We start from the raw sequence: 20,500 nt of genomic DNA, 5'->3' as shown, positions 1-20,500 counted from the left end.
TCTAACCTATAAAAGATCGAATATGAAGGTAAACACTCAAGCTGTGAATTTTAACGCAGATAAAAAGCTAATTGACTTTATTCAAAATCGTATGGATAAATTAGATATGTTTTATGACAAGGTCATACAATCTGATGTGTTTTTGAAAGTTGAAAACACTAGTGATAAGGAAAATAAAATTTTTGAGGCGCGCGTAGAAGTACCTGGAGATAGTTTTATTGTAAAAAAACAATGTAAAACATTTGAAGAAGGGGCAGATATGGCAGTTTCATCGTTAGAAAGGCAGTTAAAACGTAGAAAAGAAAAATTAAGAACACATATGTGATAATTTTTTTGAAAAAATGTTTTGAATAAATAAATAAATCTTTACATTTGCAGTCCGTTAGAAATAGCGGACTTTTTTTATAGCCTAAAAGTTATATAAAAGCCGATGTAGCTCAGCTGGCTAGAGCAGCTGATTTGTAATCAGCAGGTCGTGGGTTCGAGTCCCTCCATCGGCTCTTAAAAAGTCTAAGAAAAACGAAAGTTGTTTTTAGCAAAAGTTCTTTAAAATTGGGGAGATACTCAAGCGGCCAACGAGGGCAGACTGTAAATCTGCTGACTACGTCTTCGCAGGTTCGAATCCTGCTCTCCCCACAATTTATTTTTAATATGCAGCAGTTAAGAGTTCGCTTTTGTCATATTGCTTTTAAAAATTAATTGGATTGGATTTCCAATCCAAGATTGCCGAGTAAAGCGAGGTAATTCATATCAATAAAATAATTTGAAAGAGGTTTAATTCAAGTTTGTGTTAATATGAACTTAGCTAATCGGGATCATTTGAAATATTGAAACCTTTAATTCGTAAAACAGTTAAAAAATGCGAGAGTAGCTCAGTTGGTAGAGCGTCAGCCTTCCAAGCTGAATGTCGCCAGTTCGAACCTGGTCTCTCGCTCTAACTAAGTTAGCTTTTTGTTGATTTAGTTTTAAGTAGACGTTTCTGTTTAGCTTACCAAATTTAAAGCCGGTGTAGCTCAGGGGTAGAGCGTTTCCTTGGTAAGGAAGAGGTCACGAGTTCAATTCTCGTCATTGGCTCTTTTTTCTAATAAATAATTAAATTGAATACTAATATAAATAAGATTAAATAAATTAAACATGGCAAAGGCAACTTTCGATCGTTCAAAACCACACCTTAACATAGGTACAATTGGACATGTAGATCACGGTAAAACAACTTTAACTGCTGCTATTACTAAAGTATTAGCTGATGCAGGTTTTTCAGAAGCAAGATCATTCGATCAGATTGATAACGCTCCAGAAGAAAAAGAAAGAGGTATAACAATTAATACTTCACATGTTGAATATGCAACAGCAAATCGTCATTACGCTCACGTTGACTGTCCAGGTCACGCCGATTACGTAAAGAACATGGTTACTGGTGCTGCTCAAATGGATGGTGCTATTTTAGTTGTTGCTGCAACTGATGGTCCTATGCCACAAACTCGCGAGCACATCTTACTTGGTCGCCAGGTAGGTATTCCTCGTATGGTTGTATTCATGAATAAAGTGGATATGGTAGATGATGAAGAGTTATTAGAATTAGTAGAAATGGAAATTAGAGAGTTGTTATCATTCTATGAATATGATGGTGATAATGGTCCTGTAATTGCTGGTTCTGCTTTAGGTGCGCTTAATGGTGAACAAAAATGGGTAGATACAGTATTGGAATTAATGGAGTCTGTTGATTCTTGGATTGAAGAGCCGGTACGTGATATGGATAAGCCATTCTTAATGCCAATTGAGGATGTGTTTTCAATTACAGGTCGTGGAACTGTTGCTACAGGACGTATTGAGACAGGAGTAGGTAATACAGGTGATCCAGTTGAGATTATTGGTATGGGTGCTGAGAAATTAACATCTACTATTACTGGTATTGAAATGTTCCGTCAAATCCTTAATAGGGGTGAGGCTGGAGATAATGCTGGTATCTTATTAAGAGGTATTGAGAAGAGTCAAATCTCAAGAGGTATGGTTATTACTAAGCCAGGATCTGTTACTCCACACGCTAAATTTAAAGCTGAGGTATATGTACTTAAGAAAGAAGAAGGTGGACGTCATACTCCATTCCATAATAACTATCGTCCACAGTTCTACGTTCGTACAACTGATGTAACTGGAAACATTATGCTTCCTGACGGAGTTGAGATGGTAATGCCTGGAGATAACCTTACAATTACTGTTGATCTAATTCAAGCAATTGCAATGAACGTCGGTTTACGTTTCGCAATTAGAGAAGGTGGTAGAACAGTAGGAGCAGGTCAGGTTACTGAAATTTTAGACTAAATATTTATTAAATAAATAGTAATTAAGGTGTCTTGTTTTTGCAAGATGCCTTGATTAATATTTACGGGTTTAGCTCAGTTGGTAGAGCACTGGTCTCCAAAACCAGGTGTCGGGAGTTCGAGTCTCTCAACCCGTGCAAACAAGAAATCAGATGGCAGGAATTGTAAATTATATAAAAGAATCTTTTGGCGAGTTAAAGAATAACGTATCATGGCCAACATGGTCTGAAGCTCAAAGTTTAACCGTGTTAGTAGCTGTATTCTCAATCATTTTCTCTTTAGCTATTTGGGGAGTTGATACTGTTTTTAGTAAGGTTATTAAGGCATACTTTAATTTAATATAACTAATAATATAACAGAGAGTATGTCTGAGACTAGCGTAAATAAAAAGTGGTATGTTGTTAGAGCTGTAAGTGGTCAGGAAAACAAAATCAAGGCTTATATAGAAAATGAAATTTCTAGATTAGGTTTAGAGGATTTTGTTGATCAAGTCTTAGTTCCAACAGAGAAAGTTATCCAAATTCGTAATGGTAAGAAAATAAATAAAGAACGTGTTTATTTTCCGGGTTATATTATGATTCAGGCTAACTTAAGTGGAGAGGTTCCTCATATTATTAAATCCATTACTAATGTAATTGGTTTTTTAGGGGAGACTAAAGGGGGAGATCCTGTGCCACTAAGACAAACTGAGGTTAATAGAATGCTAGGTAAGGTAGATGAGTTATCTGTTGAAGCAGATTCCAATATGGCAATACCTTATACTATAGGAGAGACAGTTAAGGTAATTGATGGTCCATTTAATGGGTTTGATGGTACTGTTGAAAAGATAAATGAAGAAAAGCGTAAACTTGAGGTAATGGTGAAAATTTTCGGAAGAAAAACGCCGTTAGAATTAAGTTATATGCAAGTAGATAAAGTATAATAATCGTTACACACATAGAAAGTATTTCTTTTTTGCTTCCACAATAAAGATGTACAAAATTAAAATTTTCAAAATGGCAAAAGAATTAGGTAAAGTAGTTAAATTACAAGTTCGGGGAGGTGCTGCGAATCCGTCGCCACCGGTTGGACCCGCTTTAGGAGCTGCTGGAGTTAATATTATGGAATTTTGTAAGCAATTCAACGCTAGAACTCAGGACAAACCTGGTAAAGTTCTTCCTGTTGTGATTTCAGTTTACAAAGACAAGTCTTTCGACTTTGTTATCAAAACTCCTCCAGCTGCGGTACAATTAATGGAAGCGGCCAAAGTAAAAAAAGGATCTGGTGAACCGAACAGAAAGAAAGTAGCGAAAGTAACTTGGGATCAAGTTAAAGCTATAGCAGAAGATAAAATGCAAGATTTAAATGCATTTAATATTGGATCTGCAATGAAGATGGTTGCAGGAACTGCAAGATCAATGGGAATCACAGTTAAAGGTGGTGAGTCACCTAACTAAAAATTTTTGAAATGGCAATTACAAAAAAACAAAAAGAGTCTAGAGCTAAAGTTGAGAAGAATAAATTATATTCTGTCAAAGAAGCGACAGTTCTATTAAAAGAGATTACGTATACAAAATTTGACGCCTCTGTAGATTTAGCAGTACGACTTGGAGTAGATCCACGTAAAGCTAATCAGATGGTAAGAGGAGTTGTTTCTCTTCCACATGGAACAGGTAAAGATATGAAAGTCCTTGCCTTAGTTACTCCAGATAAAGAAGAGGAAGCTAGAGCAGCAGGAGCTGACTACGTAGGATTAGATGAGTACCTAGAAAAAATCAAAAATGGCTGGACAGATGTTGACGTTATTGTTACTATGCCAGCTATCATGGGGAAATTAGGTCCATTAGGTAGAGTATTAGGTCCAAGAGGGCTAATGCCAAACCCAAAGACAGGAACAGTTACTATGGATGTTGCGAAAGCAGTAGCAGAAGTTAAAGCTGGTAAAATTGATTTCAAAGTTGATAAAACAGGAATTGTACATGCTCCAATAGGAAAAGCATCATTTAGTGCTGATAAATTAGAGGAGAATGCTATGGAATTGTTAACCACTTTGAATAAATTGAAACCAACTGCTTCAAAAGGTGTTTACATGAAAAGTGTTTTCATGTCTAGTACAATGAGTCCTAGTATAGCAATTGATGTTAAATTCGCATAAGTAGTTAAATCTTTATTATTATGACAAGAGAAGAAAAATCACAAGTAATTGAAGAGTTAACTGCTCAATTAGCAGATAATGCAAATATTTATTTAGCAGATATCTCAGGATTAAACGCAGGTAATACTTCAGACTTACGTCGTGCTTGTTACAAAGCAAACGTACAATTAAGCGTAGTAAAAAATACATTATTAATTAAAGCGATGGAGGCTTCTGATAGAGATTTCGGAGAACTTCCAACGGTTTTAAAAGGTAATACTTCAGTAATGTATTCTGAAACTGGTAATGCTCCAGCTAAAGTAATTAAGAACTTCCGTAAAAAATCTGATAAGCCTTTGCTTAAAGGTGCTTTTATTGAAGAAGCTGTATACATTGGCGATGATCAATTAGACATGTTAGTAGATATCAAGTCTAAAGAAGAATTGATTGGAGATATCATTGGATTATTACAATCACCAGCTAAGAATGTTATTGCAGCACTTAAATCAGGTGGTGGAACATTAGCGGGTATTATCAAAACATTATCTGAAAGAGAAGGATAATCAAGCAAGTACGCACTTAAACAAATTATATTTTATTAAAATTATTAAAATTATTAAAACGGTAGAAAAATGGCAGATTTAAAAGATTTCGCAGAGCAATTAGTTAACTTAACAGTAAAAGAAGTTAATGAATTAGCTACAATATTAAAAGACGAGTACGGTATCGAACCAGCAGCAGCTGCAGCAGTAATGCAAGCAGGTCCTGGAGCAGCAGATGCAGTAGAAGAGCAAACTGAATTTGATGTAATCCTTAAGGCCGCAGGTGGTTCTAAATTAGCAGTTGTAAAGTTAGTTAAAGAATTAACTGGTTTGGGATTAAAAGAAGCTAAAGGTTTAGTTGATGATGCACCAAGTGCAATCAAAGAAGGTGTTGCTAAAGACGAAGCTGAAGCTTTAAGAGCTCAGTTAGAAGAAGCAGGAGCAGAGGTTGAAGTTAAGTAAACTTAGCAAACCTACAAATTACGGTTTAGGTCTTTCGATATAGTCGAAATGATCTAAACCCTTTTGTGTATTAAAAAAACACATAAATAAACTAGTTAATTTTTTAATCAAAAAAGCGTTCATCGATGTTAGCAAATACAGCTGAAAGATTAAATTTCTCTTCCATAGTAAACAGAACTGAGTATCCAGATTTCTTGGATATTCAAATTAAATCCTTCCAGGATTTTTTCCAGTTAGAGACAAAATCAGAGCAAAGAGGAAATGAAGGGTTGTATAACACCTTTATGGAAAACTTTCCAATTACGGATACACGTAATCAATTCGTTCTAGAATTTTTGGATTATTTTATTGATCCACCTAGATATTCAATTGAAGAATGTATAGAAAGAGGGCTTACGTATAGTGTGCCTTTAAAAGCACGTCTAAAGTTGTATTGTACAGATCCTGAGCATGAGGATTTTGAGACAATTGTTCAAGATGTTTACTTAGGGACTATACCTTATATGACACCAAGTGGTACGTTTTGTATCAATGGTGCAGAACGTGTAGTTGTTTCTCAGTTACATAGATCTCCAGGTGTATTCTTTAGTCAATCATTTCACGCAAATGGTACTAAGTTGTACTCTGCTAGAGTTATTCCTTTCAAAGGTTCTTGGATAGAATTTGCTACTGATATTAATCAGGTAATGTATGCTTACATTGATAGAAAGAAAAAGTTACCAGTCACAACATTATTCAGAGCTATTGGTTTTGAACGTGATAAAGATATATTAGAGATTTTTGATCTTGCAGAAGAAGTTAAAGTGTCTAAATCTGGACTTAAAAAAGTTATCGATCGCAAACTTGCCGCTCGTGTATTGAATACATGGCATGAAGATTTCGTTGATGAAGATACAGGAGAAGTGGTCTCTATCGAGCGTAACGAAATTGTATTAGACCGTGATACCGTTATAGATAAGGATAATATTGAAGAAATTCTTGAAGCAGGTGTAAAAACAATTTTATTACACAAAGAAACATCTCAACAAGGAGATTACGCTATTATTCATAATACATTACAAAAAGATCCAACAAATTCTGAAAAAGAAGCTGTTGAACATATTTATCGTCAACTACGTAATGCTGAGCCGCCAGATGAGGAAACAGCACGTGGTATTATTGACAAATTATTCTTCTCAGACCAGCGTTACTCTTTAGGTGAGGTAGGTCGTTATAGAATGAATAAAAAATTACAGTTAGATATCGGTATGGATAAGCAAGTGCTTACCAAAGAAGATATCATAACAATTATCAAATATTTAATTGAGTTAATCAATTCTAAAGCAGAGATTGATGATATTGATCACTTATCTAACCGTCGTGTACGTACAGTTGGTGAGCAATTATCTTCTCAGTTTGGTGTTGGTTTAGCGCGTATGGCACGAACGATTCGTGAGCGTATGAACGTTCGTGATAACGAGGTGTTTACACCAATTGATTTAATTAATGCTAAGACATTATCTTCAGTTATTAATTCGTTTTTTGGTACAAATCAATTATCGCAGTTCATGGATCAAACCAATCCATTGGCAGAGATTACACACAAACGTCGCCTATCGGCTCTAGGACCTGGAGGTTTATCGAGAGAAAGAGCAGGTTTTGAGGTTCGTGATGTTCACTATACACACTACGGAAGACTTTGTCCAATTGAAACTCCTGAGGGACCAAACATTGGATTGATATCTTCGCTATCTGTTTATGCTAAAGTTAATTCAATGGGATTCATTGAAACACCTTATAGAAAATCGGAAAATGGCGTGGTTGATATTAAGAACGCACCAGTTTATTTAAGTGCAGAAGAAGAGGAAGACATGTTAATCGCCCAGGCGAATATTCGTGTTGATGAAAACGGAAAAATTCTTGAAGACAAGATTATTGCGCGTCAGGAAGGTGACTTTCCAGTTATTGATCCGATAAATGTAAATTATACAGATGTTGCACCAAACCAGATTGCATCTATTTCGGCGTCGTTGATTCCGTTCTTAGAGCATGATGATGCCAATCGTGCATTGATGGGTTCTAACATGATGCGTCAAGCGGTACCTTTATTGCGTCCCCAAGCACCTATTGTAGGAACAGGGTTAGAGCGTCAGGTTGCTCAAGATTCTAGAGTCTTGATTAATGCTGAAGGTAATGGAGTTGTGGAGTATGTCGATGCTAATGAAATTACCATAAAGTACGAGCGTTCTGAAGAAGCTGCAATGGTGAGTTTTGAAAGTGATACCAAAACATATCCATTGGTTAAGTTTAGAAAAACTAACCAAGGTACCTCTATTAACTTAAAGCCGATTGTTGAGAAAGGGGATATGGTTAAAAAAGGTCAAGTACTATGCCAAGGCTATGCTACTGAAAAAGGCGAATTAGCATTAGGTCGTAACATGAAAGTGGCATTTATGCCTTGGAAGGGTTACAACTTTGAGGATGCAATTGTAATTTCAGAAAAAGTAGTTCGTGATGATATATTCACATCTATTCATATTGATGAGTATTCATTGGATGTTAGAGATACTAAATTAGGTAACGAAGAATTAACTAACGATATTCCTAACGTTTCAGAAGAGGCTACTAAAGACCTTGATGAAAACGGTATGATTAGAATTGGTGCAGAGATTAAGCCAGGTGATATCCTTATTGGTAAGATTACACCAAAGGGAGAATCTGATCCTACACCTGAAGAAAAGTTATTACGTGCCATTTTTGGTGATAAAGCTGGTGATGTAAAAGATGCATCTTTAAAAGCATCTCCTTCATTACATGGTGTTGTTATTGAGAAAAAATTATTTTCAAGAGCAATTAAAGATAAACGTAAGAGAGCAAAAGATAAAGAGGATATTGAAGCATTAGAAAATATCTATTACAAAAAGTTTGATGATTTACAAGTCGTTCTAGTTGAAAAATTATTCGCACTTGTCAATGGTAAAACTGCTCAAGGTATTTATAATGACTTAAGTGAAGAAATCATTCCGAAGGGAAAGAAATATACCCTTAAGATGTTAAATTCAGTTGATGACTATGCGCATTTAACTTCGGGAGTTTGGACTACAGACAATCACTTAAATTCGTTAGTTGCAGATTTAATTCACAACTATAAGATTAAGGAAAATGATCTTCAAGGATCATTACGACGTGAAAAGTTTACAATTTCTGTAGGTGATGAGTTACCAGCAGGTATTATCAAATTAGCTAAAGTTTATGTTGCTAAAAAACGTAAATTAAAAGTCGGTGATAAAATGGCAGGACGTCACGGTAACAAAGGTATTGTTGCTCGTATCGTTCGTCAAGAGGATATGCCATTCTTAGAGGATGGAACGCCTGTTGATATTGTATTAAATCCTTTAGGTGTACCATCTCGTATGAACATCGGTCAGATTTATGAAACTGTTCTTGGTTGGGCTGGACAAAAATTAGGGCGTACGTATGCGACTCCAATTTTTGATGGTGCAACATTAGATCAAATCAACGAGTTTACAGATGAAGCAGGTGTGCCAAGATTTGGTCATACATACTTATATGATGGTGGAACAGGAGACCGTTTTGATCAACCAGCAACCGTAGGTGTTATTTATATGATTAAGTTAGGTCACATGATTGATGACAAAATGCACGCACGTTCAATTGGACCATACTCACTAATTACGCAACAACCATTAGGTGGTAAAGCACAATTTGGTGGTCAACGTTTTGGAGAGATGGAAGTTTGGGCACTTGAGGCTTATGGAGCGTCAGCTACATTGCGTGAGATCTTAACAGTAAAATCTGATGATGTTGTTGGTAGAGCTAAAACTTACGAGGCTATCGTAAAGGGAGAGCCAATGCCAGAACCAGGACTACCTGAATCTTTCAACGTACTTATGCACGAATTGAAGGGATTAGGATTAGATATTAGATTGGAGGAATAATTTCGAAGAAAATGTTCGATTTACGTTGAACAGTTTTTGGGTTGTTCAACGTAAAAAAACCAATTAAAAAATAAATTAAATAATTGTTAGTACCATAAAAAATGGCAAGAAGACAAGATAAGAATACAATTCAGAAATTTAGCAAAATTTCTATTGGTTTAGCATCTCCAGAGTCTGTTTTAGGAGCATCTCGTGGTGAAGTTTTAAAACCAGAAACTATTAATTATCGAACACACAAACCAGAACGTGATGGTTTATTCTGTGAGCGTATTTTTGGCCCTGTAAAGGATTTTGAATGTGCTTGTGGTAAATATAAAAGAATACGTTATAAAGGCATTGTTTGTGACCGTTGTGGTGTTGAAGTAACAGAAAAGAAAGTACGTCGTGATAGAGTAGGACACATCAACCTTGTTGTGCCAGTTGCTCATATCTGGTACTTCCGTTCGTTACCAAATAAAATTGGTTACTTACTCGGTCTACCATCTAAGCGTTTAGATATGATTATCTACTACGAACGTTATGTGGTTATTCAACCAGGTGAAGCCAAAAATGTTGAGGGAGAGCCTTTACAGAAGCTAGATTTCCTTACAGAAGAAGAGTATCTAAATATAATGGAAGGTATTCCTCAGGAAAACAGACATTTAGACGATAAAGATCCTAGTAAGTTTATTGCAAAAATGGGAGCTGAGTGTTTAATCGATTTATTATCAAGAATCGACTTAAATGAATTATCATTTGAATTACGTCACAAAGCAAATACAGAAACTTCTAAACAACGTAAGACTGAAGCGTTAAAGCGTTTACAAGTTGTTGAAGCATTTAGAGATTCTAATAAAAATAGAGAGAATAGACCAGAGTGGATGATCATGAAGGCCATTCCAATTATCCCACCAGAATTAAGACCTTTAGTGCCTTTAGATGGTGGACGTTTTGCAACTTCAGATTTAAATGATCTTTATCGTCGTGTTATTATTCGTAATAACCGTTTAAAGCGTTTGGTTGAAATCAAGGCTCCAGAAGTTATTTTACGTAACGAGAAACGTATGTTACAAGAATCTGTAGATTCATTATTTGATAACACACGTAAAGCTTCTGCAGTTAAAACAGATTCTAACAGGCCATTAAAATCATTATCAGATTCACTTAAAGGTAAGCAAGGACGTTTTCGTCAAAACTTACTAGGTAAGCGTGTTGATTATTCTGCGCGTTCTGTAATTGTTGTTGGACCAGAATTAAAATTATTTGAATGTGGTTTGCCAAAAGATATGGCAGCAGAACTTTACAAACCGTTCGTTATTAGAAAACTAATAGAAAGAGGTATTGTAAAAACTGTAAAATCTGCAAAGAAAATTATAGATAGAAAAGAGCCTGTTGTTTGGGATATTTTAGAGAATGTCCTTAAAGGGCATCCAGTATTACTAAACCGTGCACCTACATTACACAGACTTGGTATTCAAGCATTCCAACCAAAGTTAATTGAGGGGAAAGCAATTCAGTTACACCCATTAGTGTGTACTGCATTTAATGCCGATTTTGATGGTGATCAAATGGCGGTTCACTTGCCATTGGGACCTGAAGCTATTTTGGAGTGTCAATTATTAATGTTGGCATCTCATAATATCTTAAATCCAGCAAATGGTTCTCCAGTAACTGTACCATCACAGGATATGGTACTTGGTCTTTATTATATGACTAAGCACAGAATATCTACAGATGATTATAAAGTTATAGGTGAAGGCTTAACATTCTATTCTCCAAAGGAAGTAATTATTGCTTACAATGAGAAGAAAGTAGAATTGAATGCAGGTATCAAGGTAAGAACCCAAGATTTTAATGAATTAGGAGAGTTAACTTCTCAAATTATAGAAACAACTGTAGGTCGTGTGCTTTTTAACGAAAAAGTTCCAGCAGCAGCAGGTTATATTAATGAGGTATTAACTAAGAAATCATTAAGAGAAATTATTCATGGTATTCTTAAAAAGACGAGTGTGCCGGAAACAGCTGCGTTTCTAGATGAAATTAAAACTCAAGGATATAAGTTTGCATTCCAAGGTGGTTTATCATTTAGTTTAGGTGATATTATTATTCCTTCGGAGAAGCAAGGAATGATTGACAAGGCTAATACTTTAGTTGATGGTATTAAGAGTAATTATAACATGGGTTTAATTACTAATAACGAACGTTATAACCAAGTTATTGATATCTGGACATCAACAAATGCTGAATTGACTGAATTGTCTATGAAGCGTATTCGTGAAGATCAACAAGGTTTCAACTCGGTGTTTATGATGCTTGATTCTGGAGCTCGTGGATCTAAGGAACAAATACGTCAGTTAACCGGTATGCGTGGATTAATGGCTAAACCTAAGAAGTCTAATGCAGGTGGTGGTGAAATTATTGAAAATCCAATTCTTTCTAACTTTAAGGAAGGTCTTTCAATTTTGGATTACTTTATCTCTACTCACGGTGCACGTAAAGGTCTTGCCGATACAGCACTTAAAACTGCCGATGCGGGTTATTTAACACGTCGTTTAGTTGATGTGTCTCAAGATGTTATTATCTATACTGAAGATTGTGGAACATTAAGAGGTATTGAAGTTAAGCCATTAAAGAAGAATGAAGAAGTAATAGAAACTCTTGAGGCTAGAATTGTAGGTCGTACTTCATTAAATGATGTGTTTGATCCAATTACTGAAGAGTTATTAGTTGAAGCAGGTGGTCATATTCATGACGATATAGCTAAACGTATTCAAGCATCTCCTTTGGATGCAGTAGAAGTACGTTCAGCATTAACTTGTGAGGCTAAAAAAGGTATTTGTTCAAAATGTTACGGTCGTAATTTAGCGACAGGTAAAATGGTACAAAGGGGAGAAGCTGTTGGTGTAGTTGCTGCACAATCAATTGGTGAGCCTGGTACACAGCTTACACTTCGTACATTCCACGTAGGTGGTGTTGCGGGTAACATTTCCGAAGAAAATAAATTAGCAATTAAGTTTGATGGTATCGCAGAGATCGACGAACTTAAAACTGTTAAGAGTACTGATAAAGAAGGGAAAGATACGAGTGTTGTTATATCTAGAACTTCAGAATTAAGATTAGTAGATGCTAAAACAGGAATCACATTAAGTACAAACAACATCCCTTACGGATCTTTCATCTATGTTAAACCAGGGGATAAAGTGAAAGCAGGTGCTGTAATTTGCGAATGGGATCCATATAACGGTGTGATTATTTCAGAATTTGCTGGTAAAGTAAGGTATGAAAATATCGAGCAAGGTATCACTTATCAAGTGGAAATTGATGAACAGACTGGATTTCAAGAGAAAGTAATTTCAGAGTCTAGAAACAAGAAATTGATTCCTACGCTTATTGTTGAGGATGGTAAAGGCGAAGCAATTCGTTCGTACAACTTACCAGTAGGTGCACACATAATGATTGATGATGGAGAGAAAATTAAGATTGGTAAAGTCTTAGTTAAGATTCCTCGTAAGTCTTCTAAAGCTGGTGATATTACAGGTGGTTTACCTCGTGTAACAGAATTATTTGAAGCGCGTAACCCTTCTAATCCTGCTGTAGTAAGTGCGATTGACGGTGTTGTTTCCTTCGGAAAAATTAAAAGAGGTAACCGTGAGATTATCATTGAGTCTAAACTTGGTGAGGTGAAGAAATACTTAGTAAAATTATCTAATCAAATTCTTGTTCAAGAAAATGATTATGTAAAAGCTTGTATGCCTTTGTCCGACGGTTCTATCACGCCTAATGATATTTTAAATATTAAAGGTCCTGCTGCAGTTCAGCAGTATTTAGTAAATGAAGTACAAGAAGTATATCGTTTACAAGGTGTGAAGATTAATGATAAGCATTTTGAGGTTGTTGTAAGACAGATGATGCGTAAAGTAAGAATCATCGATTCTGGAGATACTATCTTCTTAGAAGATCAATTGGTGCACAAAGCAGATTTCATTGAAGAGAATGATAAAATTTTCGGATTGAAAGTTGTTGAAGAAGTTGGAGATTCTCAAAACTTGAAATTAGGTCAAGTATTGACGTCAAGAGAGTTAAGAGATGAAAACTCAATACTTCGTAGAGAGGATAAGGCATTGGTGACTGCTCGCGAAGCGCAACCAGCAACAGCAACTCCAATTTTACAAGGTATTACAAGAGCATCGTTACAGACCAAATCATTTATATCTGCAGCATCGTTCCAAGAGACTACAAAAGTTCTTAACGAAGCCGCGGTAAATGGTAAGATTGATGATCTTGAAGGATTGAAAGAAAATGTAATTGTTGGTCATAGAATACCAGCAGGAACAGGTGTTAGAAAGTTTGATAACATCATTGTAGGTTCTAAAGCAGAATTCAATGAAATGATGAAAGCTAAAGAAGAGATGAATTATAATTAAATGAGACTTGTATGTCATAAGCCGAAGGTGAACTGAAATACAATAGTCGAATTTATTTCAATGAATGTTGGGATCTCATTAGAGAATTAGAAACCTATTTGGTAAATCTCTTGAAATAAAATAAAAGCCTTCTTGTAATTACTACTAGAGGGCTTTTTTAATAAAATGAAATAAATCATATTTCCGTTTCTACGGAAATATCTAATAAAGAATTTCCTGCAATGCTTTAAAAATCTTGTAGGTATTTAAAACGTGTAATAAGACTTCCAACCAAGTTGGAAGCGTAAATAACTTTACGATGGCAGAAGAAAATAAAAATAAAAAACCAGGAATAAATATTGAGCTAGATGAAAAAATAGCAGAAGGTATGTATTCCAATCTGGCTATAATAAATCATTCAGTTTCAGAGTTTGTAGTGGATTTTGTGAGCATTATGCCAGGAACTCCAAAGAGCAAAGTGAAGTCAAGAATTATCTTGACGCCACAACACGCTAAACGGTTATTAAAAGCATTAGGTGATAATGTTAGCCGATTTGAAAAGGCACACGGTGAAATTAAAGACTACGAGCAACCACCAATTCCATTAAATTTTGGACCAACAGGTCAGGCTTAAATAAAAATCCCTTTGAAGAATTCAAGGGGATTTTTGTTTGTGTTCTATCCCACAGTAATTCTGGAATACATTAAATTCATGTTTTAAAAAAAAACGGTATTATAAATACCTCTTTAATACAAAATGAAAATTGTTCAATACGAATTACGGTATCACCTTTTAATAGGTCTAATTTTTTTTTAGTTTTTTTACAAATATCAATAGCACATTGTGAATATAAATTTACTATTTCAACTGAAATATGCTATTTAAGCAACTTCTTTATTGACGTGAAATTGTAATGCACCAGAAGGACATTTTTTCACTTGTGCGATGATTTTCTTTGTTGAAGCACCTTCTAAGTCTATCCATGGTATAACAGTTTGACGAAATACATTGGAAAGTTCTTTCGCACAGCGCTCAGCGTTAATGCATTCACAAGGGTTGTAGGTAACAGTAATATCATTATTACTGAAAACATTGGGAGTAGTTTTCATAAGTAGATCAATTTTGGGGTTTAATCTGATTTAATTTATAAAGTAATGGCATTAATAAAACTATTTAAACGTTTAAATGTATGAAAACATCGATTAAAAACAAAATTTATTAAGATTATTAGATGAACAGTATTATATTATTAATCAAATTCTGAAGTAGAATGGAATTTTATACTCTTATACTTCTGTTGTGTCATTTGCAATGAAAATGGCGAATCTGCTAAAAACACAAGTTGTCCTCGTTTATCTTTGGCCAAAAAACGTTGCTTAACTCTCAAGAACTCTTTGTATTCTTCGCTCTTTTTGTCATCGGTTTCAATCCAACTAGCTTTGTGAACATTAAGGTTCTCATAAATGCATTTTGCGCCATATTCGTGTTCTAAACGGTATTGAATTACTTCATACTGCAGTGCACCAACGGTTCCAATAACCTTTCTTCCATTGAGTTCTAATGTAAATAACTGAGCAACACCTTCATCCATTAATTGATCGATACCTTTATTTAATTGTTTAGATTTTAATGGATCTGCATTATTGATGTATCTAAAATGTTCTGGTGAAAAACTAGGGACTCCTTTATAGTTGAGAATTTCACCTTCAGTAAGTGTATCTCCAATTTTAAAGTTTCCGGTGTCTTGCAACCCTACAATATCTCCTGGATATGAGATGTCCACAATTTCCTTCTTTTCTGCAAAAAAAGCATTCGGACTTGAGAATTTTAGTTTTTTATTGTGCCTAACATGGAGATACTGCGTATTTCTTTTAAATTCTCCCGAGACTACTTTTATAAAAGCTAACCTGTTTCTGTGATTAGGATCCATATTAGCATGAATTTTAAATACAAATCCAGTAAATTTATCTTCATCTGGTCTTACTAAGCGTTCTTCACTATTTTTTGGTCTTGGTTTAGGAGCTATCTCTACAAAACAGTCTAATAATTCCCGTACACCAAAATTATTTAAAGCAGATCCAAAAAATACAGGTTGTAATTCACCATTCAAGTACTCCTCTTTATTAAATTGAGGATAAATACCATCAACCAATTCTATTTCATCTCTTAGCGTTTGTGCGGCTTTCTCTCCTATTAATTTATCGAGTTCAGGGGATATTAAATCATTGATTTCGATGGTTTCTTCAATATCTTTTCTGCTATCTCCACTAAATAGGTTGAGATTTTTTTCCCAGATATTATAAATTCCTTTAAAGTCATAACCCATCCCAATAGGAAAACTTAGTGGAACAACACGTAAACCTAGTTTTTGTTCAATTTCATCTAGGAGGTCAAAGGCATCTTTACCTTCACGGTCCATTTTATTAATGAAAATAATCATTGGGATGTTTCGCATTCTACAAACTTCAACAAGTTTTTCGGTCTGTTCCTCAACACCTTTAGCCACATCAATAACTACAATAACACTGTCGACAGCGGTAAGTGTTCTAAACGTATCCTCAGCAAAATCCTTGTGACCAGGAGTATCAAGAATATTAATTTTTATGCCATTATATTCAAATGCAAGCACAGATGTTGCTACAGAGATTCCACGCTGACGTTCAATTTCCATAAAATCACTCGTTGCACCTTTCTTTATTTTGTTGCTTTTTACAGCGCCAGCTTCTTGAATTGCACCCCCAAAAAGTAGCAGTTTTTCAGTCAAGGTGGTTTTTCCAGCATCGGGATGAGAGATAATTCCGAAGGTGCGGCGCCTGTTGATTTCTTTAATAAAATTCATAGTCTATTTTCGTGAATACAAATATAATTTTTATTAATACATTTATAATTAAAACCCAATTTATAATTGTTGTGTTTATAGAATTGAATGTGACGTCTGCGTAAGACAAGTGTCTTACGTTATATGGCGTAAGTTTTTTATGACTGTATGTTTATTATAATCAAAATCTTACATGATTTATTTCGTATAAAACTCTTTGAATCTAAAATAATAGTGTAGATTAGTACTTAATCGATTATAGCAAGCATTTGGTCGATTAAAAATATGTTAATAAGATTTGATACTTCTAATTAATAAGTATTATTTTTGAACTAAGATTAATAGCAATATTTGTGATTGACCCAAATTATAGCCTCTACGTGTACTCTAATTCTATAGATTAGAGCTTTTGTTGTAGTAAGCGTTTTTTGGTAGAATTTATTGCGTTGTGTGTTATTAATTTATGTGGATAATAATTTAGACGATATAAATAATTTTACCTTAATATAATATGGAAATCTTTACTCGATTCTCTTTTAAAAAGAAGTTTTCATTTGCATTGCTTGTAATGACAACTTGTCAAACTTTTTTGTTTGCTCAATGCCCCGTTCCCGAGGCAGATGGTACTTATAATCCTAAAGATGATATAATCATCACATCGTATCACCAAAGTATTGCGAAAACTCCAGATGGATTAATTACCTGGGGGGAGAATATGGATTTTGATGGTGGAAATGTTGACGTTATTCAAGAAATTTCAGTTGCAAATGGATACAATTTTACAGGATCAATTGTGCAATATGCCGTTTCTGGAAACTCTGGAGGGCAAGCTTTCTTATTAACCACTACAAATTTATATGTTTGGGGGCAAGTTGATGAAGTTGTTAATTCTGATTTTGTGAGTGGCACAACATTTGCTCCAATGGCTTTGCCAGTAGGTGTTCTTCCAACTGATGTATCCGATTTATACGCGACCTCAAATGTTTTTGCTATAAATACAACTGCAGGAGAAGTATGGGTAGCGTCTAGAGAAACTAGGGTAAACGGTAATACATCTACAGATGCAACTATTTGGCAACAAGTACAAACATCTGCAGGAGTTCCCATAACAGATGTTTTTCATGTTACGGGTAGTGATGTTGCTTTGTATGCAATTCAAAATGATGGAGATATATATGCATGGGGAGAAAATGTACATTTAGCTGATGGTAATGCTTCATCAGACTACGATTATGCCACTTTAGTTACAGCGCCAGTTTCAACTCCAACGTATATTACTGCGTTTTATAATGATCAATTAGACGAGCATGGTGTTTTAGCTTTAGGTACTGACAGAAGAATGTACGGTGTAGGATATAATACATCTCAAAAATTAATTAATGAAACCACAACTGCTGTTTTAAATTGGGTGACAATTGATGATTCTTTAGGCAATCCTATTGAAAAAGTATTACAAATATCATCTAATCAATCTTCTGAACAGTGGGCAAGTGCTGGTGCAATTACCGAAGGTGCTACACCAGCATCAAAAAGAATACTGCTTACTTGGGGTTCAAACGATCAAGGGGCTATTGGTCAAGGAGCGGATGCCACAACGGAGTATCCTGCAATTCCTGGTGGTTATACGGTTGATGATGATGACGCCGTTTATGTAAGTACAGGAGGTCATGCTACAACGATATATAATAGAGATACGAAAACGATTTGTTTTACAGGACATGTTATTGATGGAAGTACAGGAGGGCTCACAGGGTCAACTGCGACAGCTTTTGAGTGTATAACAATAGTTAATTTTGATGTCTGTGGGGTAAATACGTGTTCGGTCGATTCTATAGTGTCATCTAATGAATCGGTTTGTAATGATAATGGAACATCTTTAAATTCAACAGATGATTTTTTTACTGCGGATATTACAGTAGAATTTTTAGATATACCTCCTACGGGTACCTTAGAATTAACGGGAGACGGAACAGGTTCTATTTCAGTTTCAGGATTAATATCACCTTATACTTTTAATAGTGTTGTATTGCCTGCGAATGGAAGTGCTATTTCAATTACAGCAACATTCTCAGATGATTTTGCATGTGTCTTTACCAATTCAAATATTTTCACAGCTCCAGTCTCTTGTAGTTTTGATATCTCCGCAGAAGATGATGATTTCAGCGCAATACCAATTGATTCAGCATCAGGCGGAACAACGGCCAGCGTGTTTAATAATAATGGTAATGGAACCGATACGGTAGATGGTGTAGACGCTACTGATAGCAACATTTCAGACAATATAAGTATTACCAATGACGGAGGATTAACTGGAGCCTCAATTAGTACAGACGGAACAATTAATATTCCAATGGGAACGGCAACAGGACCGTATACTGTTGAGTATACGATCTGTTTAGATAGAGCTTCAACAATTTGTGAAACTGCAAATGTGACTATAACAGTTATAAATTCTTGTACCGATGGTGCAATTTTAGGCACAGCAACAGCGAATGATCCAGATGCAGATGGGATTAATAATGTGTGTGATCTTGATGATGATAATGATGGTATTTTAGATATTTCAGAGTGTACGGTTACACCAGCTTCCGACGCGGATTCTGTTGATGCGTCATCATCAGGTCTTTTAAACCAAAATTTTGCCATTGGATCAGATAACATATATGGAAGTATAGATAGTGTAACGGATCAACTTATCATTGATTTAGGAGTCATAGTAGATCCTGACGTGATCATTGAAATAGAATCGCTTGTAACAGTTAATTTACATGTTATGGGTGTAGAGCAATCACTTGATAATACAGTTTATAATAATTTGGAAACTTTTAATTTTTCCAATATTTCTACTGAAATAATACAAAACTATACGGTAACAAGCTCAACGCGATACATTAGGATTACAATGGCGACTGACGCTGGGTCTGGTAGGTTACAAATTGATAATGTAAGTTATCAAGCATTTTGTGGCGGAGATACTGATGGAGATGGTACACCAGATTATTTAGACACAGATAGTGATAATGATGGTTGTAGTGATGTAGTGGAAGCAGGGCATATAGATGACGGTACGGGACAAGTAGACGGTACTGGTTTTGATGGCAATGGTCAAGTAACGGGAGCAGCGACTGCTTACACAGGAAATAATACTAATGTAACGACCGCTACTCAAGTCAATGTGGACGCAACAGCATTAATCACCCAGACAGTTACAGAGGGTAATAGTACAACATTTACAATTACATCTGCTACAGCTGTAAATACAACAACATTTTCAGCAGGTGTTCCAGATTATACATTGACTCCAGGTCCAGCATCAGATTCTTCAGTTGATATAGACTACCAATGGCAAGAGAATGGAGTAGATTTAACAGATACAGGTGTTTATTCAGGAACTAATACAATTACACTCGCAATATCTAACGTAACAGGATTAGATGGTAATGTATATAACTTAGTGATCACTCACCGTGATAATGATTGTCTTATCATACAAAATAGTGCTACATTAAATGTAGTTGCACCATCAGCCGATGTTTCAATCACGAAGACCTTAATAGATAGTAGTCCATATGCACCAGGAGATACAGTAACCTATACCTTAGTTGTATCTAATTTAGGTCCAGACACAGCAACGAATGTAGAAGTGACAGATGTACCGAGTAACTTAACAATTACAGGAGTCACAGGAGCAGGATGTACATCATTCCCTTGCACCATAGGCAGCATTGCATCAGGAGCAGCGAACGCTGTCACGATTACCGTAACAGCAACTATAGATGCCTCAGGAAACTTTAGTAATACAGCTAGTGTAAGTGCCGATGAGATAGACCCTGTATCAACTAATAATATAGATGACGGAACAGATGGAAATAATGATGGCACAGCAGCACCAGTAGCCGATGTTTCAATCACGAAGACCTTAA

14 protein-coding genes and 5 tRNA genes are annotated in these 20,500 nt (G+C 35.4%); 17 read left to right on the top strand and 2 right to left on the bottom strand.

Features of this window, described 5'->3' with window-relative positions; translation table 11 throughout:
* Positions 1-22 precede the first annotated feature (22 nt).
* From hpf to ACJAZK_RS09335, 16 genes are all read left to right on the top strand, one after another.
* Complete coding sequence (gene hpf / locus ACJAZK_RS09410; RefSeq protein ID WP_028872915.1) at positions 23-325, top strand: ribosome hibernation-promoting factor, HPF/YfiA family; 303 nt, start codon at positions 23-25, stop codon at positions 323-325.
* Between the two features lie 101 nt (positions 326-426).
* A tRNA-Thr gene (locus ACJAZK_RS09405) sits at positions 427-500 on the top strand.
* Positions 501-554: 54 nt separating this feature from the next.
* Positions 555-636 (top strand) — tRNA-Tyr (locus tag ACJAZK_RS09400).
* A gap of 225 nt (positions 637-861) precedes the next feature.
* Positions 862-934, top strand: a tRNA-Gly gene (locus tag ACJAZK_RS09395).
* Between the two features lie 68 nt (positions 935-1,002).
* Positions 1,003-1,074, top strand: a tRNA-Thr gene (locus ACJAZK_RS09390).
* A 60-nt stretch (positions 1,075-1,134) separates the two neighbouring features.
* Positions 1,135-2,322, top strand: a complete 1,188-nt coding sequence (gene tuf, locus ACJAZK_RS09385) for an elongation factor Tu (RefSeq protein ID WP_415223712.1) — start codon at positions 1,135-1,137, stop codon at positions 2,320-2,322.
* 63 nt (positions 2,323-2,385) lie between these two features.
* Positions 2,386-2,458, top strand: a tRNA-Trp gene (locus ACJAZK_RS09380).
* 15 nt (positions 2,459-2,473) lie between these two features.
* The gene (gene secE / locus ACJAZK_RS09375; protein WP_028872917.1) at positions 2,474-2,665 is read left to right on the top strand and encodes a preprotein translocase subunit SecE; all 192 of its coding nucleotides are present in this window, start codon (positions 2,474-2,476) and stop codon (positions 2,663-2,665) included.
* Positions 2,666-2,685: 20 nt separating this feature from the next.
* Positions 2,686-3,243, top strand: a complete 558-nt coding sequence (nusG, locus tag ACJAZK_RS09370; protein WP_415223711.1) for a transcription termination/antitermination protein NusG — start codon at positions 2,686-2,688, stop codon at positions 3,241-3,243.
* A 73-nt stretch (positions 3,244-3,316) separates the two neighbouring features.
* Positions 3,317-3,757 carry a 50S ribosomal protein L11 gene (gene rplK / locus ACJAZK_RS09365; protein WP_028872919.1) on the top strand — a complete coding sequence of 147 codons (441 nt, stop codon included), beginning with the start codon at positions 3,317-3,319 and terminating at the stop codon, positions 3,755-3,757.
* A gap of 11 nt (positions 3,758-3,768) precedes the next feature.
* Entirely contained in the window at positions 3,769-4,455 is a 687-nt protein-coding gene (rplA, locus tag ACJAZK_RS09360) for a 50S ribosomal protein L1 (RefSeq protein ID WP_028872920.1), read from the top strand.
* A 20-nt stretch (positions 4,456-4,475) separates the two neighbouring features.
* The gene (gene rplJ, locus ACJAZK_RS09355; protein ID WP_028872921.1) at positions 4,476-4,997 is read left to right on the top strand and encodes a 50S ribosomal protein L10; all 522 of its coding nucleotides are present in this window, start codon (positions 4,476-4,478) and stop codon (positions 4,995-4,997) included.
* Between the two features lie 69 nt (positions 4,998-5,066).
* Complete coding sequence (gene rplL / locus ACJAZK_RS09350) at positions 5,067-5,438, top strand: 50S ribosomal protein L7/L12 (protein ID WP_028872922.1); 372 nt, start codon at positions 5,067-5,069, stop codon at positions 5,436-5,438.
* Positions 5,439-5,563: 125 nt separating this feature from the next.
* Positions 5,564-9,376, top strand: coding sequence for a DNA-directed RNA polymerase subunit beta (gene rpoB / locus ACJAZK_RS09345; protein ID WP_415223710.1), 3,813 nt, complete (start codon positions 5,564-5,566; stop codon positions 9,374-9,376).
* A gap of 101 nt (positions 9,377-9,477) precedes the next feature.
* A complete protein-coding gene (rpoC, locus tag ACJAZK_RS09340) occupies positions 9,478-13,779 on the top strand; it encodes a DNA-directed RNA polymerase subunit beta' (RefSeq protein ID WP_415223709.1) in 4,302 nt (1,433 codons plus the stop codon).
* Positions 13,780-14,077: 298 nt separating this feature from the next.
* Positions 14,078-14,392, top strand: a complete 315-nt coding sequence (locus ACJAZK_RS09335; protein ID WP_415223708.1) for a DUF3467 domain-containing protein — start codon at positions 14,078-14,080, stop codon at positions 14,390-14,392.
* A gap of 248 nt (positions 14,393-14,640) precedes the next feature.
* Here the strand turns inward: ACJAZK_RS09335 and ACJAZK_RS09330 are convergent, their stop codons facing one another.
* Positions 14,641-14,868 (bottom strand): (4Fe-4S)-binding protein, encoded by a 228-nt coding sequence (locus ACJAZK_RS09330; protein WP_415223707.1) that lies wholly within the window; start codon positions 14,866-14,868, stop codon positions 14,641-14,643.
* Positions 14,869-15,008: 140 nt separating this feature from the next.
* Positions 15,009-16,598, bottom strand: coding sequence for a peptide chain release factor 3 (locus ACJAZK_RS09325; protein WP_415223706.1), 1,590 nt, complete (start codon positions 16,596-16,598; stop codon positions 15,009-15,011).
* Positions 16,599-17,088: 490 nt separating this feature from the next.
* Between ACJAZK_RS09325 and ACJAZK_RS09320 the strand changes: the two genes are divergently transcribed.
* Positions 17,089-20,500: hypothetical protein (locus ACJAZK_RS09320; RefSeq protein ID WP_415223705.1), on the top strand; the 3,412-nt coding region annotated here is incomplete at its 3' end.

The sequence above is a fragment of the Psychroserpens sp. genome, assembly GCF_047633235.1.
Lineage (GTDB): Bacteria > Bacteroidota > Bacteroidia > Flavobacteriales > Flavobacteriaceae > Psychroserpens.
This window is presented reverse-complemented; position numbering and strand designations above follow the sequence as displayed.